23 protein-coding genes are annotated in these 24,460 nt (G+C 48.0%); 13 read left to right on the forward strand and 10 right to left on the reverse strand.

Annotated features, from left to right (window positions below):
- Positions 1-393: 393 nt before the first annotated feature.
- Positions 394-957 (reverse strand): ORF6N domain-containing protein, encoded by a 564-nt coding sequence (locus G499_RS0103180; protein ID WP_026998750.1) that lies wholly within the window; start codon positions 955-957, stop codon positions 394-396.
- Positions 958-1,122: 165 nt separating this feature from the next.
- On the opposite strand from G499_RS0103180, the gene G499_RS0103185 reads away from it, so the two are divergent.
- The 5 genes from G499_RS0103185 to G499_RS0103205 all read left to right on the forward strand — a co-directional run bounded on the left by G499_RS0103185 (position 1,123) and on the right by G499_RS0103205 (position 5,143).
- A complete protein-coding gene (locus G499_RS0103185) occupies positions 1,123-1,383 on the forward strand; it encodes a hypothetical protein (protein WP_026998751.1) in 261 nt (86 codons plus the stop codon).
- 4 nt (positions 1,384-1,387) lie between these two features.
- Positions 1,388-2,734 carry a zinc finger MYND domain-containing protein gene (locus G499_RS0103190; protein ID WP_026998752.1) on the forward strand — a complete coding sequence of 449 codons (1,347 nt, stop codon included), beginning with the start codon at positions 1,388-1,390 and terminating at the stop codon, positions 2,732-2,734.
- Positions 2,735-2,956: 222 nt separating this feature from the next.
- Positions 2,957-3,517, forward strand: a complete 561-nt coding sequence (locus tag G499_RS0103195; protein WP_026998753.1) for a TetR/AcrR family transcriptional regulator — start codon at positions 2,957-2,959, stop codon at positions 3,515-3,517.
- Positions 3,518-3,729: 212 nt separating this feature from the next.
- Positions 3,730-4,608 (forward strand): alpha/beta hydrolase family protein, encoded by an 879-nt coding sequence (locus G499_RS0103200; protein ID WP_026998754.1) that lies wholly within the window; start codon positions 3,730-3,732, stop codon positions 4,606-4,608.
- Between the two features lie 43 nt (positions 4,609-4,651).
- Positions 4,652-5,143: a hypothetical protein gene (locus tag G499_RS0103205; RefSeq protein WP_026998755.1), complete on the forward strand. Its 492-nt coding sequence runs from the start codon at positions 4,652-4,654 to the stop codon at positions 5,141-5,143.
- Between the two features lie 57 nt (positions 5,144-5,200).
- Here G499_RS0103205 and G499_RS0103210 read toward each other — a convergent pair whose 3' ends face one another.
- Positions 5,201-6,121 (reverse strand): polymorphic toxin type 23 domain-containing protein, encoded by a 921-nt coding sequence (locus tag G499_RS0103210; protein WP_161627683.1) that lies wholly within the window; start codon positions 6,119-6,121, stop codon positions 5,201-5,203.
- A 20-nt stretch (positions 6,122-6,141) separates the two neighbouring features.
- The gene (locus G499_RS22370; protein WP_154658294.1) at positions 6,142-7,086 is read right to left on the reverse strand and encodes a M23 family metallopeptidase; all 945 of its coding nucleotides are present in this window, start codon (positions 7,084-7,086) and stop codon (positions 6,142-6,144) included.
- Between the two features lie 253 nt (positions 7,087-7,339).
- On the opposite strand from G499_RS22370, the gene G499_RS0103220 reads away from it, so the two are divergent.
- From G499_RS0103220 to G499_RS0103230, 3 genes are all read left to right on the forward strand, one after another.
- A complete protein-coding gene (locus G499_RS0103220; RefSeq protein WP_026998757.1) occupies positions 7,340-8,029 on the forward strand; it encodes a DUF4349 domain-containing protein in 690 nt (229 codons plus the stop codon).
- Between the two features lie 235 nt (positions 8,030-8,264).
- Positions 8,265-9,305, forward strand: coding sequence for a hypothetical protein (locus tag G499_RS0103225; protein WP_026998758.1), 1,041 nt, complete (start codon positions 8,265-8,267; stop codon positions 9,303-9,305).
- A gap of 96 nt (positions 9,306-9,401) precedes the next feature.
- Positions 9,402-10,970 carry a DUF4139 domain-containing protein gene (locus G499_RS0103230; RefSeq protein ID WP_026998759.1) on the forward strand — a complete coding sequence of 523 codons (1,569 nt, stop codon included), beginning with the start codon at positions 9,402-9,404 and terminating at the stop codon, positions 10,968-10,970.
- A gap of 540 nt (positions 10,971-11,510) precedes the next feature.
- Here the strand turns inward: G499_RS0103230 and G499_RS18510 are convergent.
- From G499_RS18510 to G499_RS0103245, 3 genes are all read right to left on the reverse strand, one after another.
- On the reverse strand, positions 11,511-12,110 hold the full coding sequence (locus G499_RS18510; protein ID WP_154658301.1) for a hypothetical protein: 600 nt from the start codon (positions 12,108-12,110) through the stop codon (positions 11,511-11,513).
- A gap of 194 nt (positions 12,111-12,304) precedes the next feature.
- Complete coding sequence (locus G499_RS0103240) at positions 12,305-12,817, reverse strand: hypothetical protein (protein WP_026998760.1); 513 nt, start codon at positions 12,815-12,817, stop codon at positions 12,305-12,307.
- Between the two features lie 97 nt (positions 12,818-12,914).
- The gene (locus tag G499_RS0103245; protein WP_026998761.1) at positions 12,915-13,514 is read right to left on the reverse strand and encodes a TetR/AcrR family transcriptional regulator; all 600 of its coding nucleotides are present in this window, start codon (positions 13,512-13,514) and stop codon (positions 12,915-12,917) included.
- A gap of 442 nt (positions 13,515-13,956) precedes the next feature.
- Here G499_RS0103245 and G499_RS0103250 point away from each other — a divergent pair, with 442 nt between their 5' ends.
- The 4 genes from G499_RS0103250 (at position 13,957) to G499_RS0103265 (ending at position 16,576) form a co-directional block, all read left to right on the forward strand.
- Entirely contained in the window at positions 13,957-14,631 is a 675-nt protein-coding gene (locus G499_RS0103250) for a PspA/IM30 family protein (RefSeq protein WP_026998762.1), read from the forward strand.
- A 57-nt stretch (positions 14,632-14,688) separates the two neighbouring features.
- Positions 14,689-15,135: a T3SS (YopN, CesT) and YbjN peptide-binding chaperone 1 gene (locus G499_RS0103255; RefSeq protein ID WP_026998763.1), complete on the forward strand. Its 447-nt coding sequence runs from the start codon at positions 14,689-14,691 to the stop codon at positions 15,133-15,135.
- 8 nt (positions 15,136-15,143) lie between these two features.
- Positions 15,144-15,926, forward strand: a complete 783-nt coding sequence (locus G499_RS0103260; protein WP_026998764.1) for an E3 ubiquitin ligase family protein — start codon at positions 15,144-15,146, stop codon at positions 15,924-15,926.
- A gap of 242 nt (positions 15,927-16,168) precedes the next feature.
- A complete protein-coding gene (locus tag G499_RS0103265) occupies positions 16,169-16,576 on the forward strand; it encodes a hypothetical protein (RefSeq protein ID WP_026998765.1) in 408 nt (135 codons plus the stop codon).
- On the opposite strand, the gene G499_RS18515 is transcribed toward G499_RS0103265, so the two are convergent.
- The 3 genes from G499_RS18515 to metK all read right to left on the reverse strand — a co-directional run bounded on the left by G499_RS18515 (position 16,573) and on the right by metK (position 20,818).
- The gene (locus G499_RS18515; RefSeq protein WP_051295863.1) at positions 16,573-17,253 is read right to left on the reverse strand and encodes a LysE family translocator; all 681 of its coding nucleotides are present in this window, start codon (positions 17,251-17,253) and stop codon (positions 16,573-16,575) included. The two genes, G499_RS0103265 and G499_RS18515, sit on opposite strands and share 4 nt — an antisense overlap.
- Positions 17,254-17,564: 311 nt before the next feature.
- Positions 17,565-19,133 carry a GH3 family acyl-acid amido synthetase gene (locus tag G499_RS0103275; RefSeq protein ID WP_026998766.1) on the reverse strand — a complete coding sequence of 523 codons (1,569 nt, stop codon included), beginning with the start codon at positions 19,131-19,133 and terminating at the stop codon, positions 17,565-17,567.
- 407 nt (positions 19,134-19,540) lie between these two features.
- On the reverse strand, positions 19,541-20,818 hold the full coding sequence (metK, locus tag G499_RS0103280) for a methionine adenosyltransferase (protein WP_026998767.1): 1,278 nt from the start codon (positions 20,816-20,818) through the stop codon (positions 19,541-19,543).
- A gap of 118 nt (positions 20,819-20,936) precedes the next feature.
- On the opposite strand from metK, the gene G499_RS0103285 reads away from it, so the two are divergent.
- The gene (locus G499_RS0103285; protein WP_026998768.1) at positions 20,937-21,383 is read left to right on the forward strand and encodes an acyl-CoA thioesterase; all 447 of its coding nucleotides are present in this window, start codon (positions 20,937-20,939) and stop codon (positions 21,381-21,383) included.
- A gap of 69 nt (positions 21,384-21,452) precedes the next feature.
- Here G499_RS0103285 and G499_RS18520 read toward each other — a convergent pair whose 3' ends face one another.
- On the reverse strand, positions 21,453-24,389 hold the full coding sequence (locus G499_RS18520; RefSeq protein ID WP_051295864.1) for a S8 family serine peptidase: 2,937 nt from the start codon (positions 24,387-24,389) through the stop codon (positions 21,453-21,455).
- Between the last annotated feature and the right edge of the window lie 71 nt (positions 24,390-24,460).

Below are 24,460 nucleotides of genomic sequence, written 5' to 3' on the forward strand. Positions count from 1 at the left end.
TTTAGAAAACCCTGTGTTTGTTCAGCTGCTAATAGTTTAGCAATGCCACCCGCTGCATTAAGTCTTCCGAAGGAGGGCTTCAAAGCTAAGCAATGAAAGCAAAGTATATGACTTTGCCTGTTTTTGAAAAAACAGCGGGTGCTTGGCTTATGTGATGGTCGGTTTAGTTAATTGGGTGTCTGTTCTGCATAGGCAGGAAAAGTCAGGGGCTTTTCAGTTTATTAGTGCTACACGTCCGTACGCAGCTTAGATACCATCTCAAACCCCAAGTGAATGACGATGCTTTTTTCTGTGTCAGATTAATTGCTACGCATCCCAAAGGGATGGAATGTTGATAGAAAAGTGCTCACGCTTGCACTACACCTAGCGCAAGCGCCTGTACACGCAGTGGGTTTACTCCTCAGGAGTTGGCGCTGACGGCTCCTCAAAGTCTTCAAGGTCTTCTGAAGGGGCTTCGGGCAGGCTGCCCCCGGTACGCAATTGTTGGATGGCCTGTAAGATACTCTGAAACTGTGTTTCGCTTTTGTGCTCTAGGTGTGCGAGGCGCTCTGCGATATGGTTTTCGAAGCCGATGGCGTGGTTGTCTACAATTTCGCGCATCCGCACAAAAGTACGGACTACTTGCACACAGGCATGGATAGCGGCGGGAGTATTGAGGATGCTGGCCAACATCAGTGCCCCATGTTCGGTAAAGGCATTGGGTTCGTAGGGTGAAAACTTAAGGTTATTCAGGTGGTCACATTCTGTTACCACCTTTTCTTTCTCCTCCTTGGTCAGGCGAAACATAAAATCTGGCGGAAAACGCTCAATATTACGCTTTACGGCTTGGTTGAGCTGCTTGGTTGTTACTTGGTATACTTTGGCCAAATCGGCATCCAACATCACTTTTTTGCCCCTGATGAGCAAGATGGTATTGGCAATGGCTTCAAACTCGGGGAGGTTTTCGGGGTTTTCCATACGCTACAGGTGGTAACAATTTTTAAAACAATAATAGGGCTAAACAATGCTTTTTTAGCCAATTTCCAAAAGGTGGTCTACAAAGTGTTACCACTTTGTTTGATTTTACCAACCCGTTTCCTATCTTTGCAAAGATAATTAAAAAAGCCGTAAGGCCTTTTGGGTATGATAGAAGTAAGCATCGTTCCGCCTTCGCAACCTGTGCTCCGTGCACGCACTTTGCGCCACATCACGGATGCGCTCTACTTCCTAGAGCGCGACAAGTACCGCCTGTTTGACAACTCCCGGCACGTCCGCTTGCTATTTGCCGAAAAGGCGCACCTGTTGCCCTTTATTACGCACCTGGTAAGCAAAGGGGTGCGTTTCAGTGTGCAACATTGGCATCCGCAGATTGTATTGCCCACCCCCAACACCCAACCCCTGTGAGGTCATGAAAAAGTCAAACACATCACCCCCCAAAGAAACTGTTACCACCCCGAGTAGCTCACCCTTTCGCTGGTCACGCAAGCAGTTGTTTCCGGCAGCGTCCGACAAGCTCTACCAACAGTATGTACTAAATACCGACAGTGCCGAGGCCTATGAGCGCTTCCGCGATAAAAGTTACCAAGAAAGTTACCGCCTCAAACGCCGCTTGGCAGCCTTGGCCGGTGTCTGTATGCAGTGTTTCGGAGCCTTGTTGGCTACATTTGCCATCTATGAGCTGATTTCGTTCCTGCTGCCCAAGTTTGCCTATGCCGAGTGGTTGGCCGCCGTGGTGGCCTTGGTGCTGCTAGTCTTGTTGGAGTCGGGCAAGCGCCTGCTTTGGAGCGAGCTATTTTCGGAGAAGTTCAAACGCGGTGCCTTTCCCTTGGCTACCTTGTTGCTTTCACTACTGCTCTTTGGCATCAGTGCGGGTAGTTCTACGGTAGGTTGTTACCGCCTTACTCTCGCTATGATGGACAGCACGGCCAGCATCACACAGCAGTCTGACCAAACCCTCAAACAGATAGAAGCCGGCTATACCCTACAAATCCAAGAGTACAAACAAAAGATGCAGCAAGTCGAGACAGAAGTACAGCAACAAATTAAGGCCAAACGCTTTCTGACTACGCCACCCTCCGAAGAGCGTAAGCTACAGTTTTATAGTTCGCAGATAGAGCGTCTTCAACAAGAGCGCGACCGCAAACTCGACCGCCTCAGCGATGCTACCCTGAGCCAAACCGGTGCTGTCCAACAAAAAGCCAAACAGTATGCCGTAGCTGGCTTTGGCGTGAGTGCCTTGTTTGAACTGATGGCCTTGCTTTGTATTGCCTATTTGGCCTATTACGATTTTCGCGTATACCTCGAAAGTCAAACCCCGCCCGCTGGTACAGACACTGGCACGCAATGGCAGCCAACAAACGCTCACAACACCCCACCAGTCGATTTGCAGGCTATCTTACAGATGCTTAGCCGCGTGGTAAGTCCTCCGGAGGGATTACCCCACAACCCCCAAGTCCTGCCGGCAGCCTTGCCCGGACAGAGTACCTTGGGGTATCCCAAAAACGAATATGCTCAGCCTATTGGTTTTCAGGTAAAGCCCGAGCAACAATCTTTCAACAACAAAGGAGTAAGCGCCAACACCCGCAGCCCTCATACGGATAGTGCTACCGATGCGGATACCCGCACCTACACCATCAAGTGTAAGCACTGTGGTAAAAAAGCCACCAAACACAGCGCGAGTGCGCGGTATTGCTCCGACGAGTGCAAAACCGCCGCAGCTCGCAAGCGCAAGCAAAAAGCAGCTGCTAAACGCTAATCAGTGGGATATTGGTGGTTGAGGGCAGTCCTCCAAACGAAGACCTTGTAAGACGAAGAGGGATTACCCGCGCTTACAAGGTTTTTTTTGAATGATTACTGCTCAGTGTTTAACTGATGTTGTAGATATTCTACAGCTTTTTCCAGTGCTTCGTCATGCCCTTGGCGAAAGTCCTGTAGCGATTATCTTGGATTTTTAATGATCATTCAATACATTTGACTTATGGACACTGCCAAAATCACCACCAAAGAAAGCCTGATACAAAAAGCGGCCCTGACATTCAATCAGCAAGGCTACCATCACACCAGCATTGCCGATTTGGCAAAGGCCTGTGAGGTAAAGGCTTCGCTGTTTTACTACTATTTTGAGAACAAAGAGGCCTTGATGCAGGCCGTCTTAGAGTATGTGTTTGAGATGAGTGTCAAGAGGCTACGCTTATTGGCCCAAAACCCCGAACTCACCCCCCAAGAGAAGCTTGCTAAGGTAACCAAGTTTATGGAAAAGCTTTACCTCAATACAGAAGGAGGCTGTATTATGGCCAATACCACCTTGGAGACTGCCCTCGCCGCACCTGTATATCTCGATACGCTGAAGGCTTTTTTTGAGGAGTGGATAGCCGCATATCAGCTCATTTACCAAAGCCAATACCAACCCGATAAGGCAAGAGAATTGGCCGAAGCTACCGTGCAGGATATTGAAGGGGGGATTATGTTGACCAAACTTTATCAAGACAAAAAGTACCTGCTCAACGCCCTCAAACGCTCCGAAAGGCTTTTGGGATAGTTTTCTGTTGAATAAATTTTAATGAACATTCAATAAATATCGCTCTTGCCTTGATGATTATAAGCACATTTCGCCCTGAGCGTCACACAGCGTGTGTCAATCGTTTGCATACGAAGTATTTCCCAGAGTATATCGGAATGTAGATGGCCGAAGTGAGGAAAAACTACTTCGAAGCACTAACCTTGATAACTTGAAAACTAACCTAGCATATAATGACAAACACAACCGAACTCAAACTCCGCACCCAAGATGGCAGACTGCTACACGGGACTGCCTACTCCCCTCAAAACCCTAATGAGACAGTAGTACTCCTTAATCCTGCCAATGCAGTCAAAGAAAGCTACTACACAGACTTTGCAGCATACTTGGCAGCACAAGGCTATTGGGTGTATACTTATGCCTACAGCGGCTTTGGCAAGAACAAGCCCGATCGCATACATAACGCCACCACTACGATGAGTGACTGGATATTTCAGGACTATGCCGCGATGTTGCAGCACATACTCCAAACCCACCCCGACTATGCCAAAGTCGTAATCGGCCATAGTTTTGGTGGGCAAATCGTCCCACTTTTACCACAAAGCCAACATATCGACTTGGGCGTGATGGTGGCCTCACAAACAGGAGCCTGGCAAACTTGGAAAGGCAAGGGCAGACGACTGATGTGGACGCTCTCACACTTGATATTACCCATCAATGTCGCCCTGTGGGGCTATGTTCCGGCTCGGTTTGGCTTGGGGCAAGATGTACCCAAGGGGGTAGCCTTAGAGTGGGCAAAATGGATCAAACACCCAGAGTATTTATTCGCTTTCTTGCCCGAAGCCCGACAACAATATGCTCAATTCCAAGCGCCAACACTGGTTTGGAGCTTTGAAGACGATGACTATGCCCCGCAAGAAGCCGTAGAAGGCTTGCTCAAATACCTCCCCCAAGACATCGTACAACGCCGATACCTACACCCCAAGGAGCTTGATGCTAAAAGTATCGGGCACTTCGGGTTTTTTAGAAAAAAATTTGAGCCCACCCTTTGGCAAACGACCGAACATTGGATGCGACAAGCGCTAGCCCAAGTCAACAAGACACATCGATAGCCGCCACACAGTAAATCAAACGTTTACCCTAAATACAAATCCCATGAGTACCCACCTCCAAAGCCCCGAGCAAATAGTGCTAGACAAGCAGTTTCTGACCGAAACCTTGGCCGAAGCACTTGACAACATCCACGCAGACACACAGCCCCAGTGGGGAAGCTTTATCGCTCAAGAAATGATAGAGCACCTTGCGGATGCTACCCGAAAGTCTACCCTCAAAACTTGGGATCCCGCTCGGGAACCCAAAGAAGAGCAACAGCGCTTTAAGCAGCAGTTTTTTTATAGCGACACCCCTATGATGAAAAACATGCCCAACCCGCTTTTTAAAGATGGAAAGCCGGCGCTCATCCACCCTGACATTACCGCCGCCAAGCAAGACTTGCAACAAGCTGTGTCTGAAATGATGGCAAAATGTGAGGCCAACCCCACAGTAGAATATTTCCACTTCTATGCCGGAAACATGAGCTATCAAGACCTGCTCAGGTTTCATGTCAAGCATTTCTCGCACCACCTGTCGCAGTTTGGCGCACTGTGAGTGTAACACAGCCTCAACTTCACCATTGCGTATTGCCTTTCTGATGGCAGTTGTATACTATTTCACCCAACTCCAGCTGCCCTCACCTCCCAAAAACAGCCTAGGCTTTCGCACCTCTTGGCCTTCGAGGTCGAGGTAAGGGAGGCCTTCGGTATCGAGCTTGGGCAAGTGCGGATTATTGGACAAACGCCGCCCATAGGGCAAAAAGGCCAAATCGTGGATAAGGCGGTTCTGAAAAAAATGCCTTATTCCTTCGGTATCCAGCCCCAAGGCCACACGGGCATGCATTCCGGGAGGCACTTGCTGCGCCAAGTAGGCGGCTACGATTCCGTGGGAGTAGCGCCCGTGTAGGTTTTGGGAGAGGTCTTTGTAGCCTCTTCCCTTCCCGGATGGGTGGCTAAGGATGGGTAGCCCTGAGGTTTCGCCTGTCCAGAGGCGCATCTGTACACCCAAGGCCGTGATAGGGTCGAGGCGCATACGCAAGTCGAGGCTTGCCGTTCGGAAACGGTCTTGGCCGGGCGCTCCCAAGATGTCGTTTTCGGTGAAGAGCTGCCACTGCCGGTATTGGGCAAAAATCCATCCTGTGGCCTGCGAGGTTTGCCGCTGATCGGCATAATACATCCATGTATAGCCTAGCGCATAAGCCAGTTGGCTGTGGTTGTCGGGTGGAAGCCATTCAGTATTGGCTACCGGCGCTTGTAAGAGCGTATCACCCCAAGCTTTGAGTAGTCCGGCAAAGCACTGCGCCTCCAGCCCTTGCAGTGGAGGCCCTAGGTACTTATTGCCCCACAGCAGGCGTGTGCCTAACTTGACTTGCCAACCCTGCGACAGCCAAAAAACGCTCCCTTGCAGTCCTAACTGCTGCTCGTGTGTACCCCACTGTAGCACTACCCCTGCTTGTGCACCCCATTGGAGCTGTTGCGCCTGTAGGCCACAATGCCAGCCAAGGGCAAAGGCGAGCAGCCATATGGCACTCAATTTTCTCAAAGCCCTACACTTCATCGAATCGATTTATGAGGTTTGAATCGTGTGGTATATCGTTTTTGCTGTAAACGCTGAATCCTTTCAGGGCGGCGCGTATCCTTATCTGGGTGATAGGCTTGGTAGATACAAAGCCATCGCAAGCGCTTGTTTTTCCAACGTTTGTTGATAAAATAGGTTGGGATACTTTTGCGCCCCATATATACGGGCTGGCGTACTTCAAAGTGGAGATGTGGTGCGGTAGACCACCCGGTGCTGCCACTAAAACCGATAAGCTGCCCGGCCACAACACTGTCGCCTATGGAGACCAGCACACCGTCCTTCTTCAGGTGTAGGTAGGAGGCAAGGCTGCCGTCAGTGTGCACAATGCGGATGTAATTGGCTTTGTCGCTAAACTCTGCGCCTTTCCCACCGCTGTCTGAATCGTGTTTGGTATCGACCACTACGCCACCGCGAGCAGCATAGAGTGGTGTGCCGGCGCGTAGCTTGAAGTCCAACGCATATTGTTTTTTGTGCGAAAAAGCACCATTATAACCCTGCGAAAGCAATCGTGCCTTGCCGTGTGCGAAAGGCAACCAATAGCGTGTCGTATCGATATGGACAGCCTTTGGGTTGCCCATAAAAGAGCTGTAACTGACCACTGCTCGGCCTGGATCGGCCTTGGCAGGGTGCAATACCAACAAGAGCGAGTCTGTCTGAGGGGGAATAATCCAGTAAGCAGGTAAAAGCTGCGGTGTTTGGTAGTCGGCGGTGGGGCGGTACTCGTCTATCTGACATTGGTAAGCAATGTAGTTGCGATTATAAGCCCAAACCTCTACCTCACCGCTGGCTTTTTTCTGAAGTACAATCCGAAAAGGCCGAACAACTGCGGCTTCTTGGGCATACCCAATTGCATTTGTCCAAAAAAATAAGCCAAAACAAAAAATCGTCAGCCAGAAGTATGAATGAATGTTTGTTTGCATAAGGTTTGCTCCAACAGGAGTATTTGCGCCAAAGATAGGGCTTATTTTGTGTTTTTGTTTGTGATATATGGGGCTGTCCCACTCCTCGATATGTAGGGGAGTTGTTATATCCAACCCAAATTAGTTTGGAAAATGTGTGTGCTGAGAATCCTTGAGAATCAAATCTTGTGAATCTTGTCATAAAAATAGTTATTACCGTAACGTTTTGGCAGCGTCGGAGTATATATACATACACCAAACCCCAGTACACCACATGAAACTCTTCGCAAGCTTGCCCCTTGTTATTTTTTCAAATATCTTATTGATGTGTAGCGGCCCTAGCAGTGTCAGTGGCAGCAGTAGTTATTACCGCGCTGACAGCTACCCAAGCAGCGCAGCCCACCTGAGCGAGAACGCATTGGCTACGCCGGAAGTATTCAATCAGAAAATGATTTACACGGCCTCTATCGAGGTCAAAGTAAAAGAAGCTGCCACAATTCCAGAACGCATCAAGGCCATTACGGCACAATATGAGGGCTATATCGTGCGCATCAGCGAACGCAATGCTACCATTAAAGTGCCCGCTGCCCGTCTCAACGAAGCCGTAGAAGCGATGAGTGCCTTGGGCAAGGTCAAAGAAAAGCGAATTGTTGCACAAGACGTAACCGACGCATATAACGATGCCGAAATACGCCTCGAAAACCTCATCCAAGCACGCAAACGCTACCTAGAGCTGCTCGAACAAGCCCAAACGGTGGAGGAAATCTTGAAGGTAGAAAAAGAACTAGAGCGTGTCAATACAGAAATCGAAACCTTCAAAGGCCGCCTACAACGAATGGACAATCAGGTGTCTTATTCCGAAATTTATGTACAGTATGACCAAAAGGTAAAACCCGGTGTACTAGGCTATGTCTTCAAAGGTTTGTACAGAGGAGTCCGTTGGTTATTTGTCAGAGGCGGGTAAGTGATGAGATTGTGGTATGGCATAGCCCCCTAGGTTTTCGTATGGATACATATACGGTCTACGGAGGTTGTGCTTCACTCCTGAACTATTCAACATCGCTTCTCTGGTTTTTTTTAGCAAGTAGTTGCGGTAACGTTGGTAGAAAGAGATTAGTTTTTGGATAGTCTCTGACCAAGATTCAGAAGATTTGATTCTCAAGGATTTTTTAGCCCATCAATTTCCCAAACCCATTTTCATGGAGTATATTCGTGAGTATATGCTCAAATATATATTCTCAATAAACCGCCTGATGGCATTGGTTTTGGGCTTCTGGTGTTTTGAATTAGCGCTCAGCCCTGATTTGTTACTAGCCCAACAGCTCAGCCCTACGCAGAAACAAACACTCGTAGACCTATGGGCAAGCCAATATTGCTCTGATGCTGCCGAAATTTTCGCAGCACAATCGGAGCCGGAAGTATATATGAAATATGCTGCACAAGCCCAAACTACTGCCGAGTTGTTGACGGTTTTTTCTACACTTGTACACGAAGCCTGCCATAGTTACAATTTTACCCGCCTACACAACAGGCCGGAGCAAGGTTATTTCATTACCCAAGGCATCCGCATCCCCCGTAAACAAACAGCCGTTTTCCCCTCGCTCAAACTCAATAGCTTCGTCAAAGCTGAAACACAGGCGCAAATTTTCCGCTATGCCAACTATGTTGGTACCGCCAACAAACAAGACGCGCAAATACACGGCATCTATGGCTTGCTGGAGGAGTTCTCGGCCTACTACCACGGTACAAAAGCACATTTAGAGCTTTTTCGGTGGATGGAGCAACACTATGGCTACAACGATGCAAGACCTTGGGTAGAATACTATCTAGGCCATATCAGCAGTGAAATCTATGCCTACGAAGAGTTTCGCTTGTTTATGGCTTGGTATCTACAGTATGCTCAACAAAATGCTCCAGAAGTGTACGAGGCCATCATCGCTAACCAACATTTCAAAGTAGCTTTTACCTTGCTCGACAAACTCTACGCACACAGTCTTGCAGATTATTTTGAGCTGCGCAAACGCATCGTCCAAACACTCCAACAACAAGGGCATCGTGTGTCGCTAGAAGGCAGCTATTTATACTATTATATCGACACCCATACGCGTAGAGGCATTGGCACACCAGATGCGCAACTGGATTACCTACGCAGTCTGTGGACACCGGCAGCGCGTCAGGCGCTCGCCCAAGTAGTGATTCCGGAGCTTGGTTTCGCCAATTATGAGCATTTTTTGCGCTAAATTACCAAAAGAAAATACGCTTACCTTGTAACAAGGACCAGGGCTAGTAGGTATACCCTAGCAATATCGATATTTCCCAACCCTAATCTTACACTTATGTTATCACTCAAACACCTTCGCTTAGGCGCAGTCCTGTTGGGCATTTTTGGCAGCTGTGTTTGTTCGTGCTTACAAGCTCAAACCCAAGTGGCGGCCTTCAAAAACGGAACCGCCTTTGTGGTCAAAAAGCAACAAGTTGCCGCACCACAAGGCAGTTATGTTCTCGAAACACTACCCAAAGCCACTTTTGGTTCTTTATGGTTGTATGCCCCCGACAACAGCATCACCGCCGTACGTTCCTCTGAGGCCGAAGTGTTGAGTGCGCCCAACAAAGCTACCAACCTGACCCAACTGCTCCAAGCCAACCTCCAAAAACGGGTTCGGATAACGTTACAAAGCGGTGTGGTGTATGATGGGGTAGCCACACAGCTACAAGAGCAGCTAGTAGTGTTCAAGACTCAGACAGGGCAGTGGCTTAGCTTTCACCCCAGCCAAATTCAACTGCTCGACTTACTCGAAGCGCCCTCGCTCGATTTTCGTACCACACAAAAACAACGCATCTTACACCTCCAATTCCAACAGCCTCGCGCACAACAGGCTCTGACGATGATGTATATGGAACACGGCATCAGCTGGGTTCCCAGTTATGCTATTCGGCTATTGCCCAACAATCAGGCTCAACTAAGTCTCAGAGCAACACTCATCAATGATGCCGAAGACCTCGAAGACGCTCAGGTGAATTTTGTGGTAGGGGTTCCCAATTTTGCCTATACCTATCTGGAATCGCCTTTGGTCAGCAACCAAAGCCTGCAAAGCTTTATCCAAACCCTCAACGGGCGTAGCAACCTCTATACAGACCGCTCTATGGCGCGTGCCGATATTATGTCTCAGTCGATGGTCAATGTAGTCGACGAAAGCGCCTATATGAGCAATGTGTTTGACCCTAGCGAGCTAGATGGGATAGAAGCCGAAGATTTGTTTTTTTATAATGCTAATCGCCTCACACTCAAAAAAGGAGAACGCGCCTTTGTCGAAATCCTAAACCAACGAATGGGCTACGAGGATATTTACGAAACCACTATCCCGACCAACCCCAGCTACAGCATCAGAGACTATGATACCAAGCGTGACGATATACACCAAGTGTGGCACGCTATTCGCCTCAGCAATCAAACCAAGCTCCCTTGGACTACAGGCACTGTGATGATTACCAAAGAAGTAGAAGGCATAGACAAGCCCATTAGCCAAGACAAACTGAGCTATACGGCTGTTGGGATGGAAAGCAAAATAAAACTCACTATGTCGCCCAATATCATTGTCAAAAGCACTGAACGCGAAGTAGCCAAAGAAGAAGACAAAAGAACCAAGGATAAGATTTATTATGACCTCATCACGGTAGAGGCCAAGATAGAGATTGCTAACTTCCAACAAAAAAGCCTCACCCTCGACATCAACCGCTCACTTACGGGCACGCCCTTACGCTCCGACTATGACTGGGAAACTACGGCTGTTCCTAGTCGTAGCTCAAGTCTCAACGACCAACACCAAATCCGGTGGAAAGTAAAACTCAAAGCTGGAGAAAAAAAGGAACTTACTTACCGATACCAAGTGTATTTGCGCAAGTAACACAGGCAGGAAAGTTCAAACAAAGGCTGTGAAGCAAGCGCCCCCTCTACTTTGCGGTTCTTTGTTTGTATTTTTATACTTTGGGCTTCAACTTGTTTGAGAGCAGAGGGTGCGCAGTAAGCAACAATAGCTTCAAAATCACTTATACCCAACCCAAATTGGTTGGGAAAATGTCTGCGCCGAGAATCCTTGAGAATCAAATCTTGAGAATCTGGGTATAAATCTTGGTACACACCCCTGAATATTTTCTAATTTGACTTTGATTCAACAAGCTGCTTCACCACACAAGAACTTGCGACAGGTTCACAAAGATCCCCATATTGGCGCTTCTTTGCGCATACTTTGTGGTTAAATATGTTTCCATAATAAGGGGGCAACATGAGCACAACAACGACAAAGTTACCTCACTGGACATTTTTGAAAAAGTAGCTCGGAGTTCCGGCTCCGAGACAAACTGAGGCCTCATTTTGGGGTACAATGAGACTTAACCCACAGTTTTAACTGTGGGATTTGAAAAATGTCCAGTGGCGTGGACGAAAGTCAAAAATATCCAGTGGTGTAATCTTGGTATAGGTTGTCTTGATTACCCCAAGTATCATAACCCCAAGGTGGGAGCGGGGCTTCGACTTCTTTGCTTAGGTCAAATTGAAGACAAAAGCGCGTGTTACTGCCCATTCGTTGTAGACCATAGCTAAAGGTATTGTCTGCTATCAACTCCATCCACCAGACATTATTGGCCACCCTAGGGAGTAGGTCAGCGGTCTCTTGATCGGCAGGGAACACCTGCTGTGTTGGCAGCCCTACATTGTTGGCTGTCCCTCCGTACTGTGTCAGGCGGTCAGGTGTACCGTCTTTGTGTCGGTGGTCGTGTTTGAGTTGTATCCGTCCGTCGCCGCGCCGTGTCAGCACCCAAGTACGGGAGTGGTCATCTCCTACTGTCAAGGGGATGCGGATTTCGTCTTCGGTACAGCGGATAAAATGGATATAAAGCTTTTTGTTTTTGAAGGTCGTATCTTGTTCAGGCGCGGCTACTACCTGTCCTTCATAAGCTCTGCCACAAAGCTGAGTGAGGTTTTGCCAAAACACATCGTTGGCTGGTATCGTCGAGGTTGCTTCTTGTGCTTGAAATGATGTAGACATCAGACAAACTAACAAATAAAAAGCGCCTAAGCGCGTCAATAGAGAAGACATATGTGTGTGTCTAGATGAAATAAGAAGGTCAATAGGATAGCACCCAAAAGCGTGTTCAAATAGGCGGGCTTCTTGTAACACCCTGAACATACTTTTGGGCGCTGTGTTTGGGTTGATCTGAGTCTAGGGCGGCCCGGTAACGATTAGCCTAAGGTGATGCTACGCAACAAGATGGCCAACATCTCTTTGAGCTCGTCGCTAGGCTCTCGGGAGTCCTTGACAGTCCATAAGAACACCAAGCTCCCGCCGGCGAGTTCATTCTCTACTCCCATTACGATAAAAGTCCAGTCTGTGGCAGCGCCTTGCGCCGTCAGGCCACCAATCAACAGTACGTGTCGATCTGCTACCTTGATATTGCGTTCCTCTACTTTATCTATTTTTTGCTGTCCTTCGAGGGTTTTCCAGAGCGCCTCAGCTGCGCCGTAATAATCTTGCATGCTTTTGCGTACTAACAAACTCATTTGAGTACCGCCCAGATAAAACTGTTCGTTGTCTTGGGCCTTGATTTGCCAGCCCATAGGCGCTTGGAACGCCAACCGAGCTGCCGGCCATTGATAGGTTTGAATGTCCTGTGCCCATATATTTTGAACGCTAAGCTGTAGGCAAATAGCAACGACTACAGAGGCCAAAAGTGGAGAAATAGGTGATGCTCTCATTGTGTTGGGGATATTTGGTAGACAATCATCATTTTTGGTGTAATGGTATTATCCCAATATTGGCAACAACCTTGCCGAAAACGTACAATTTTGATTTTTAGGCAGCCAACAAGCTTTGGCTTTGTAAGTACTGTGTAAATAGTTTGACTTGCTGGCGCATTTGCTCATATACAGTTTCTGCTGAAAGATGTAACTTTTCCTGCAAAACTAAAGAAATGTGCCCGTGTACGATGGCCAAAAAAGACTCATAATAGCGCCGATAATCGCTTGCTTGGAGGTTAGGCTGAATCTTGAGCAGCGCCTCGGAGACAGCTTCTAAGATGCGTTCATCTTCTTCTTTGTCGATAGGCGTAGCCATCAGATACATCAACTCATACAGCTCTGGGTTGTCGGCAGCAAACTCCCAGTAGGTTTCGGCAGCGGCTACCAAGGCTGCCAGAGGCTTGCGGGTGTTGAGCAAACGCTTGCTTACCATCAGGCGAAGCTTGAAAAAGCCCCGCTTGGATACGTTTTCGAGGATGTCTTCTTTGTTCTTAAAATAATTGTAAAGCATACGCGGGCTGTAGTCGATTACTTCGGCGATTTTGCGCATAGATACTTCTTCCCAATTATCTTGGATAGCGATGTCGAGTGCTGTTTCGATGATAAGTTTTTTGAGAGACTCGATTTCGAGTTTGCGGCGTTCGGAGATTTGCATATAAGTCAACAGTGTGGATTTCGTATACAGTGTTTTGTACTTGTGTAACTTATAAACAAAAAGCGTGCACAAAGTGTGCCGCTTAGCTATAAAAACAGAAAAGACTGCCGAGATTTATGCTATTTTGGCTTCGGTATGGGCTAGTGTCATAGACTTTAGCTTGTTCCCCAAGGCTATACTATCAGCTAATTCCTGATGTTGTTGGTGAGACAAGCCCCACTTGTCATCAACTCAAACTCGCTGCTCATCAACTCAAAGCAAGAAATGCCGCCACAAAAAGCAACAAAAAACAGGTACAAACGTAAGGTTACTCAGTATAAACACGAGTTTTCGCGCACCCCAACAAATAAATTCAAACCAAAGATTTGTAGAATGACTCGAAATTCGTATTTTACCTACGAAAATCAATCTTAATTTTAGAACCACTAAACTCATCACGACCATGGGAATCTTCGGAAGAATTTCAGACATCTTTAAATCAAATGTCAATGACGCGCTAGACAAAATGGAAGATCCTGAAAAAATGATCAAGCAAATGATCATTGAAATGCAGGAAGGTTTGTCTAAAGCAACCTCTAGCCTCGCGACGGCCATGGCACAGGAGAAAAAGATGGAGCGCGAGTATAATAAGCACGCTCAGGCTGCCCAAGAGTGGGAAAGTAAAGCCGCAGCCGCACTCAATGCAGGCAAAGAAGACCTAGCCCGCCAAGCCTTGTCGCAAAAAGCACAACACGACGGACAGGCCGCACAATACAAGCAAATGTTTGACCATGCCGCCTCCGAAACACGCAAACTGCGCGAAATGGTCGACAATCTCAAGGCCAAACTAAACGAAGCCAAGATGAAGGAAAGCACCCTCATTGCCCGCAGCCAAATGGCCAAAACACAGAAAAAACTAGCCAAAGAAGTCGGCAGCTTCGATGCGAGCAGCAACTTCTCTAAGTTTGATAAGTTTGAAGAAAAAATCCTCAAAGCTGAAGCCGAAGCACAAGCCTTTACCGAACTGGCCAGCGATGGCTCTGCCTCCCTCAATGATGAGTTCAAGCAACTTGCCCAAAGCTCTCAAGTAGACGATGAGCTGGCAAAGCTACGCGCCAAGCTCAACCAAGGTCAATAATTGTTATGATGCTTTTGTATAAAATGATTTTTTCACCCCAAACTGAACCACATTCCCATGCCTAAATTCCAAGTACTTAAATCAGGTGTTAACGAAGCCTTGATTGCCGCCACCCGAAAAAAAATCGAAGCTTATACCAACGAACTCTTCCACGACTATGAAATCATCGCCGTTGATGATCTCTACTCGTTTTCTTTTGGTAGCATCACCGTCAATATCGAGGTCTTGCCTTGGCATAGCGAAGATGTGTTGGTGAAGGTATACGCCTACATTGCCGAAGGCAAAGAACTGAGCGCACAAGAAGCGGGCACGCTGCTCCATTTCAACGCCAATATCCCCTTCGGTGCTTTTGGGATGAACTTTGAGAAACAAGCTGTATTCTCTTACTCATTGGCCGGTGCCAATATCGACCTCAATGAGTTTCAGGCCGCCGTACAGATGGTCGCCAAAACAGCAGATGAGTATGACGAAGTAATCAAGGAAGGTGCGCTAAGCGCCGAATAAGGCTTGATATGGGTGTCAATCTACTCATCGGATTTTTATTGTTCGGCCTGAGCGGATTGTTGGTATACCTGCGCAAAAGTGCCCTCAACAAAGTCTTGAATGTCAAATATTATGAAACATCCAAGATAGCCGACGTAGTCGATAACTATAATAGTATCAAAGACAGCGTAGGCGAAGGGCACTTTAGCGATGTGGTAGAGCTGAAGGGAGTGGGGAAAGCCAACAATCCTGTGCGCGCAGAACATACCGGCCAAGAGGTCTTGTATTATAAGGCCGAAATCATCCGTGAATACGAAGTAACGGTTGAAAGCCGAGACAACGAAGGTAACGTTACCCGCAAAAAAGAGCGCCGTAGCGACACCATGTCTACTAATTCTCAATATGCCCAAGATGCATATGTAGAGGATGGTAGTGGGCAGGTTATCCGCCTAGACCTCGAAGGGGCAGAGCTGCACCCCCGCCAAACCCTGAATGAGTTTCGAAACGAAGCCCCTTCTGTTGGTGGAGTCTTGGGCAGTGCCATCTCCGGTTCTCGTACCCTTGGCTATCGTTACCGCGAAGAGGTCATCCCTATAGGGGCTAATCTCTATGTCTTAGGCGAAGCCTCAGACCGCCGCGGTGGGTTGGCGATTGTAAAACCTGCTGACAAAAAGGTCAACTATATTGTCTCGACCAAGTCGGAGGAAGAAATCGTCAAATCAGCAGAAGGCAGCGCCCAATGGCAACTCATAGGCGCAATAGCGTCTGCCGTGATTGGAGTAGGGGTCATCATTGCAGGATTTTTTTCCTAAAGTATAGGATTACAACCAGCACTTTGGTATAGTATTTGACATCAATGAAAATAGCGTCTCTCGTGGTAGTTTTGGCAATTATGCGCAAGTGTAGTTGTACAGGGCTGTCGTCCGGGAGGCGCTTTTTTGTTTAGTACTATACCGCAGCCCCCAATACATCATACAATCAGGCGGCGTATTGTCGCGCCAATCGTGTATATTTGTATCTTTTCAACTTTGCAAAACTTATTTATCACACCGTGATGGAATCAAACACATTCAACTACGAACAAGCTATCTTAGGATTGGTACTTTTGGGCGCTAGGGCTGACGGCGTGTTCCAAGAAGATGAAAAACAACTGATTATCGAACTAACGAGCGAAGTCCACGTACTCTCGCCCTTGGATTATCGCTTTGTGATAGAGCAGGCCAAAGCCCGGGATTATGACCGGCTCACACAACAGGTATACAATGCCTTGTTGGTGTGTACGAAGGATCAACGGATGGAAGCGCTTTATTGGCTGCTAAAGCTCATCAAAGTAGATACTGCTGATGATGTAGATGGCTACTTGGGGGAGATGAATACCTATCGAGAGGCGCTAGACAAGCTCCAAATCAAAGAACACGAGATGCAAGCATACGAAAAAGAGCGCGATAAACAGTTGCGCTAAACCAAGAGTGTGCCCCATCGAGTAACGGTTTGGTATACTGTTTCTCCAAAAACACCAAAATAAAACAAATATAGCCCAAAGCTCATCAAGGCAAGCCCCACAAACCGGTCGATGAGCGAAAGAGTGCGGCCTGTCAAGTACTGGCTGATGTGGTGTGAGATGTAGACTTTCCCCACATCGGTCAGGAAGACTGTCAAGACTGTAAAGCCAAAGAGCACTGCCGTCTGACTGATGTCATAATTGGTCTTGATGACAGTAGCACCTACAATGCCTATCCAAAAGATGTACACAAAGGGGTTGAGCACATTGAGCAAAAAACCCTCAGCCACACAGCGGATATAGTGGTTGCGGGTTTCGCGAGTGCTAGGCTCAGGTTTGTGGATAAGTGCCTCGGGGCGGCGCGATTTGAGTACAATCGCAATCCCAAAGCTCATCATCAATAATCCACCCAATACGCCCATTACCGACTGGAAGTTGAGGTTATTATCCAAAATAGCAATGCCTGCATAGCATACTGCAATAATAAAGGCTTCGCTGATAGAGATACCGGCGGCCAGCATCACGCCGGAGCGGATGCCTCGGTCGATGCTGGTACGCAAGAGGGTGAAGAATACGGGACCAATCATAAAGGCCATAACAACTCCGTAGGCAATGCCTTGTAAGATGGGATATACCATATCTGATGAATAAAACTACTGGGAATGTGTACAGCTGACAACTGTATTTCCCAAACCTTCAATATCTAATCTTGAGTACTATTTGTGATACTGCTGAGAGTCATCTAAATCAAAACTGAGGTTGATTTGATTTTGTGAGCGAGCAAATTTACAAGTCTTTTTGAGGTTTGGACAAGTTTTTCGGTTGTTTTTGCTGTTTTATGTATGTGTGTTATAGCAGATAGCTGTTTTAGGAGCCCCCAATGGGTTTTTGTATACCGGCGACCGACTTGAGTTAATACCATTGGGAGCTTTGAGGTAACTTGACTGTGCTAGAAACTTGCCTTGGGCAAGGGAATCCCCTGTGTCTCCAAAAAGCTAAGCCACGCTTGATATTGGGCTTTTTTGAGGACTCGGGGGAACTTGTGTTGCCCGCCTACCTTGCCTTGAGTTTCCAGCCATTTGTAAAACAGCGCTGTGGGCAATACTTTCACACAAATCTCTTTGAGGGCTGCGCTGCGCTCTACTTTGTAGTCATCGTTGAGGTGTTGTAGGTGTGCGTCTATGCGGTCTCGGAGCTGGGTTTCATCTATGTTTTCGTCAGAGCCAATATACCACTGGTGCGCAAATAGGGTATCGTGGGGCACACCGGCTACCGTAAACTCCTTGATAGCGAGGTTCAGCTCTTCGCTCACTAGCTCTATGGCCTTGTTCATATTATCGACCGATAGGTGTTCGCCACAGAGGCTCAGGAAATGTTTTGTACGCCCAGTGATGATGATTTCACTGCGTTCTTTGTTTACAAACTGGATTACATCTCCAATGAGATAGCGCCAAGCGCCTGCACAAGTAGAAAGCAAGAGCGCATAGTGTGTCTCTTCTTCTACTTGATCTATTGTCAGGGCTTTGGCCTGTGGCAATAGCTCACCATCTGCATCGAAGTTATCCTCGTTGAAGGGTACAAATTCAAAGAAAATCCCATTGTTGAGGATTAGCCGCAGGTGTTGGTTGGGGTGTGTCTGGAAGGCGATAAAACCTTCGGAGGCTAAATATGTCTCGATATAGATGATGGGCTTGCCGAGCAGCTTCTCGAAGCCTTTGCGGTAGGGGTCAAAGGATACGCCACCAAAGGCATAGGCGGTAAGGTTGGGCCACAATTCGTGAATATTATTGAGTTTGTAATGCTCAATGATTTTCTCCATCATAATCTGAATCCAAGCTGGCACACCAGCCATAAAGGCAATATCCCATTTTTCGGCTTTTCGGACAATCTCTTCCAGCTTTGCGTCCCAGTCGGTATTTTTGGCAATACGCCTGCCGGGTTTGTAAAAATGCTGAAACCAAAAAGGAATATTACTGGCAGTGATGCCACTGAGGTCGCCCTCAAAGAAAGTCCCTCGACGGTTGAGGTGTGTGCTGCCACCTAATGCCAGTAATCCTTTGCTATACATCTTACTAGGGACTTCTTTGAAGTTCGACAGAGAGAGAATCTGCCGAATGCTGGCACGGTGGATAGCCTTGAGCATCTGCTGTGTAACGGGAATATGTTTGCTAGGAGAGCCAGACGTACCTGAGCTGAGCGCAAAATACTTCACCCGGCCTTTCCAAGCCACATTAGGTTCTGCATTTTTGTGAGCTCTATGCCACCATTGCTCATAGATGCTGTCATAGTTGAACAAAGGCACACGCTCTTGATAGGCTTGCATAAAGGCTTGCACCCCTTGCGGATACATATCGAGGATAGCGTCAAAGTCATAATATTTACCAAAAGCAGTACCACGTGCGGCACTGAGCAGTTGATACAGTTGGCGGGCTTGAAGGGATAAGGGCGGTTTATTGTCTTGTTCGATGCTGCGGCGCAGCTTGATGCCTTGTTTGAGCAGTGTTCCTAAAATGGCCATTGTTCTCGGTTTTTGGTGATGTAGGTCTTTGGGTTTAGCCCCCAAGATGCACACACAAGCATACGATGTCAGGCGGGTTGCCGGTGATGTAGTGTGTGGGCTATTTGGTTTTGGGCTAAGGAATAGTGTTTTGTGTTGAAAATATCCAGACTACTGGGCTAGCGCAAATTGTTAGGCTAGACTTTTAGGCAAAAATACGTAGTTTTTAGGGTTTTGTGGCATTTTTGGGAAAATGCAGGACTAATATATGGCGCTTGTTATAAGTTAATACACTGATTATGAGTTTTTTATGTGTTTGTTGTAAAGAAGTTACTAGTATTTTATTTTTATGGTATCATAAGGCCAGACCCATAAAAAAAGCCACCCCAACTTGGGATGGCTTATCAGCAGATGCTTTTAGATAATGATTATAGACCGAAAGCTTGTTTTACTTTGTCTACATAGTCGAGTCTTTCCCAACCGAAGAACTCTACCGCTTTTTTCACTTTGCGGCGTACTTCTGTTTTGTGTTGGTTGTTTTCTTCTACTTCAGCAATCATCATTTCTACCTCGCGGGTGAAAGGCTCGCGGCCCATGTGGCCATAAGCAGCTGTTTCGGAGAAGATAGGGTTGGTGAGGCCGAAGCGTTCTACGATGGCTTTGGGGCGCATATCGAAGATTTCAGATACGCGGGTAGCAATCTCACCGTCGTTGAGTTGTACTTTGGCAGTACCATAAGTGTTGATAGTGAGCGACACGGGCTTCGATACGCCGATGGCATAGGCTACCTGCACCAAGATTTCGTCGGCTACACCGGCGGCAACCAAGTTTTTGGCTACGTGGCGGGCTGCATAAGCCGCGCTGCGGTCTACTTTAGAGGCATCTTTGCCTGAGAAAGCGCCACCACCGTGTGCACCTTTACCACCGTAAGTATCTACGATGATTTTGCGGCCAGTAAGACCGGCATCACCGTGAGGACCGCCAATCACAAACTTACCTGTAGGGTTGATATGATAGATAGTATTGGCATCGATGAGGTTGGCAGGGATTACTCGTGGGATCACGATTTCGATCATATCCTTACGGATTTTGGCCAACATCGCCTCTTCGCTGTCGAAGTCGTCGTGTTGGGTAGAGATCACAATCGTGTGGATGCGTACAGGCTCGTTGTTGTCGTTATACTCGATAGTTACCTGAGCCTTTGCGTCGGGGCGGAGGTAAGGGATAGTTTGGCTTTCTTCTTTGCGGATGCGTGCTAGCTCGCGGAGTAGGCGGTGTGAAAAAGCCAAAGCCATTGGCATATATTCGGGAGTTTCCTTGGTTGCATAGCCAAACATCATCCCTTGGTCGCCTGCACCCTGCTCTTTGTCAAGCCCTTGGCCTTCGTTTACGCCTTGAGCGATGTCGGGTGACTGGCTGTGTAGTGTTACCATCACACCGCAAGAGTCTGCATCGAAACGGTATTCTGCCTTGGTATAGCCGATTTTTTCGATAGTAGCGCGCACAATATCGGGCACTTCTACATAGGCCTTAGTGGTGATTTCACCGGCTACTACTACCAACCCAGTCGTAACGAGGGTTTCGCAAGCTACACGAGAGGCAGGGTCTTGAGACAACATTGCATCAAGAATGGCATCAGAGATTTGGTCGGATACTTTATCAGGATGTCCTTCAGAAACCGATTCGGAGGTGAATAAATACGCCATATTAAAATAAAGTTTTAAATATGTGTGGGGTTAGGCCAATGGATGGCAATAATGTTTATAAATTAGGTGGCCAAAGTTAAGCTTAATTCTTACAATATTAAAATCAAACCAAAAAACTATGCTCGATTCATTGCTGGAGGGCTTTGCCTCCAAAGTAGCCATTCAGGTAGCTTGGGGAGAAATGGATGCCGCCCAACACATCAACAATACGGTATACTTGCGGTACTCCGAAACGGGGCGGATTGCGTATTTCGAGGCTTTGGGCTTCCGAGTAGCCACAGACAGCGCGCAGGCAGGGCCTATCTTGGCCGAAATCAATTGTCGGTATAAATTGCCGATTACTTTTCCAGACACGGCTTGGGTAGGAACAAAGGTATTGGTTGAGCGTCCTGATGCATATAGCTTTTGGATGGAGCAATATATCATCAGTGAGCGCCACCAGCGGGTGGCTGCCGAGGTGCGGGCCAAAATTGTAGCTTATGACTACCAAAACCTGCGTAAGGCCGAAGTACCCGAAGCGCTATGGCAACAAATTATGGCCTTTGAGGGAAGATTTGGCCAATAAGGCATATATACAAAAAACGGCCACTGCACGGGGCAGTGGCCGGAAAAAGGTCTCGTATGAGATGGTAGTTTAGCGGCGAATCATCAATTTTTGAACTTCGCGCATACCGCCACGCCCTTCTATTTGAAGCACATATACCCCGTTGGGTAGGCTACGCACATCAATTTGTTGGCTAGGCGCGTCCGTGGTTTGGTTATAAACCAATTGGCCATTCATATTGTAGAGGCGCAAGGCATAGGTACCTTCGCTTTGTTCTACTTGTACATTGACTACTTCGTGGGCAGGGTTGGGGTAAAGCATCACACTCACACCGCTGCTGCTCAGGCCTTGGGCTTGGGCTGTCGTTTCTACACTAGCGCCAGAAGCCGTTACGTTGACAGTATAGTCTTCTACTTCGCCATAAGTAAATACTTCACAAGCCGTAGGGTTGGCATTGTATTTCATTGATACACGCATACGAGTAGCGCCCAATGCTGCGCCTGTAGGCACTGTAAAGGAGCCTGATACAGAGGTAGCAGTAGTACGGGTACGAGAGAATACCAACTCAGTAGACTCAAAAGTACCGTTTTGGTTCCAGTCAATCCATACCGCATAGGCTTCATTGTATACCGTTGAGCGCCATCCCGGAACGATGGTGATGCTTTGGCTAGCGCCTCTGCCCATAGAGGTAGAGAGGTTCGTAAAGTTGGCATAACCTCCATTGTTGCCGGAGTTGTTGTTGATGCTGCCTATTTGTACACGCTGTATCCATTCGTCGTTGGTATTGTTGCCACGAGAGTCGCAATAGGTCAATGCTGCCGTAGGCGCAGTGAAGGTATTGCTGGCAGTATAGGCGCTGCTACCGCCGGAGCAGTTGGTGCGTACTTGCCACTCATAAGTAGTGCCTGCGGTGAGTCCTGTAAAGGCGATACTGTTAGTAGTACGGTCATTGAAATCAGACCAAGTAGCGCTGCCATTTACGCGGATACGCACATCATAGGTACTAGCTCCCGATACGGCATTCCACGAAAGGGTTACTCCTGTGCTAGTCAGATTACTCACACTCAGGCCTGTAGGTGCGGCGCAGCTGGATGCTGTTGTGAATGTGTTGCTGGCAGTGTAGGCGCTGCTGCCGCTGGCACAGTTGGTACGTACCTGCCACTCATAAGTAGTGCCTTCGGCCAAACCAGTGAAACCGATGCTGTTGGTCGTACGCCCGTTGAAGTCAGACCAAGTAGTAGTACCGTTTACGCGGATACGCACATCATAGGTGTTGGCTCCTGTTACGGCAGCCCAAGAGAGAGTGGCAGCGCTGTTAGTGATACCATTGACACTCAGGTTGCTAGGGATAGCACAGCTAGGAGCGCTTTGTTGTAGCCCCGATACAATAAGGGAGTAAGGCTGCGAACCACCTTGTAGAGAGTTTTTGTGTGTTACAGTGATGGTATATACACCTCCGGCTACAGGATTGTCGATGATGATTTTTTCGACGTTGTCGCGGAAGTTATCCCCTTGTGTAGCACCGTTGGCAGGGGCTGCGGGGTCAAGTCGCCAAGGGAAAGTGGTAGTACCACTGCGGGTTACACGCACATCCAAGTCATTGACTAGTCGTGCCGATGTAGAATTAAGTGTATTGTTGGCCAATGGAGTTCCTTTGGGATCCGTCCAGCAGATGGTTACCTCAAGTGGACCGCTGCCGCTGGCAGTTACGTTGATGGTATAGCTACTACCGTTATTGAGCACGTTTTCGGCAATGATGGCGGCCGTACCGCGCTGAGTAATCACATTAGCCGCTTTCTCGGCGTTGAGCAAGCCCCAGCCAAAGCGATAGTCAGGGCCGGGAGTAGTGCCGGCCTCGTCAGCGGTATGAATGACTAGGCCACGCAGTGTCGCTGAGCGCATAAAGCTGCCGCCGTTGAGATTGCGGTAGTGTTGCTGGAGCAAGGTCATTGTGCCGGTTACGTTAGGGCTGGCCATAGAGGTACCAGAGAGCGTAGCATAGGCCGAGTTGCTGCTGCTAGAGGCAGAATATACACTCACGCCACAGCCAGAAATATCAGGCTTGATACGACCGTCGTCTGTAGGTCCCCAAGAGCTGAAAGAAGACATGGTTACGCTTGAAGGGCCAGTATAGTTGGTTACAGCTGATACCGCAGCCACCACCAAGACGTTTTTAGAAGTAGCCGAGCCTGTGATGAGGTTATAGCCCGAAGTGCCAAACACACCACCGGGGTTGTAGCCCGCTCCACGATCGTTGCCCGCAGCCTTGACCATCAAGTAGAAAGGCGCGTTGTAGGCTAGCTCGTCCCAGTTGGCCGCAGTAGCATCATAAAAACCAAACTGCCACTGGCTCAAAAGGTCAGAACGATAACCATAGGAGTGGTTAGAAAGAATCAAACCTTGAGAAGCCTGTGAAGTCATCTCGGCCAAGTCGCTGTTCCAATCATTGGCCCATAAGGTAGACTCAAACGCCATCCCCTTGGCATTGGCCTGCACGCCACCGCCCATCAAAGTACCAGCTACGTGGGTGGCGTGGTTGGTGTTGCCATTGTGAGAGGTAAAAGCCACCCCATCGCGTTGGATTACACGATTGCCAAACTCTTGGTGGGCACCACGGACAGCGCCGCCATCCCACTCACCGACAATCATTCCTTGGCCATTGAGGTTCAAGCCCATTCCCCCTCCGCTCCACAAACGGTTGGCGCGGGTAGTTTGGGCAGCGGCCAAATTGCTCATCGTAATATAGTAAATAGGGATACCATCCTCTTGGATGTATTGTAGTTCCGAAATGTTTCCGTCAGGGTGAATGCGGATAATATCCCAGCCTTTTTGGCGGGCAATGGCGTAAGCTTCAGCTTTGCGTTGGCTATATAACGCATCGTAAGTTGATGATAGTTGTTCAAGCGCCACCACATTTGATTGTGAGATAATTGCGGCACGCTCTGCTTGGTTTTGGGCATAGCTTCGCCCGAAAAAGCCTCCTGCCAGTAGTAGTAGCAGGATGCTCAAGAGTAAGGGTTTTCTCATCTGAGCTTAGAGTTTGTAAAGGTAATTAGTACATAACAATGCAATTGTACGAATAATACAATTTGCTTGCA

The sequence above is a fragment of the Eisenibacter elegans DSM 3317 genome (assembly GCF_000430505.1).
GTDB classification, from domain to species: Bacteria; Bacteroidota; Bacteroidia; order Cytophagales; family Microscillaceae; genus Eisenibacter; species Eisenibacter elegans.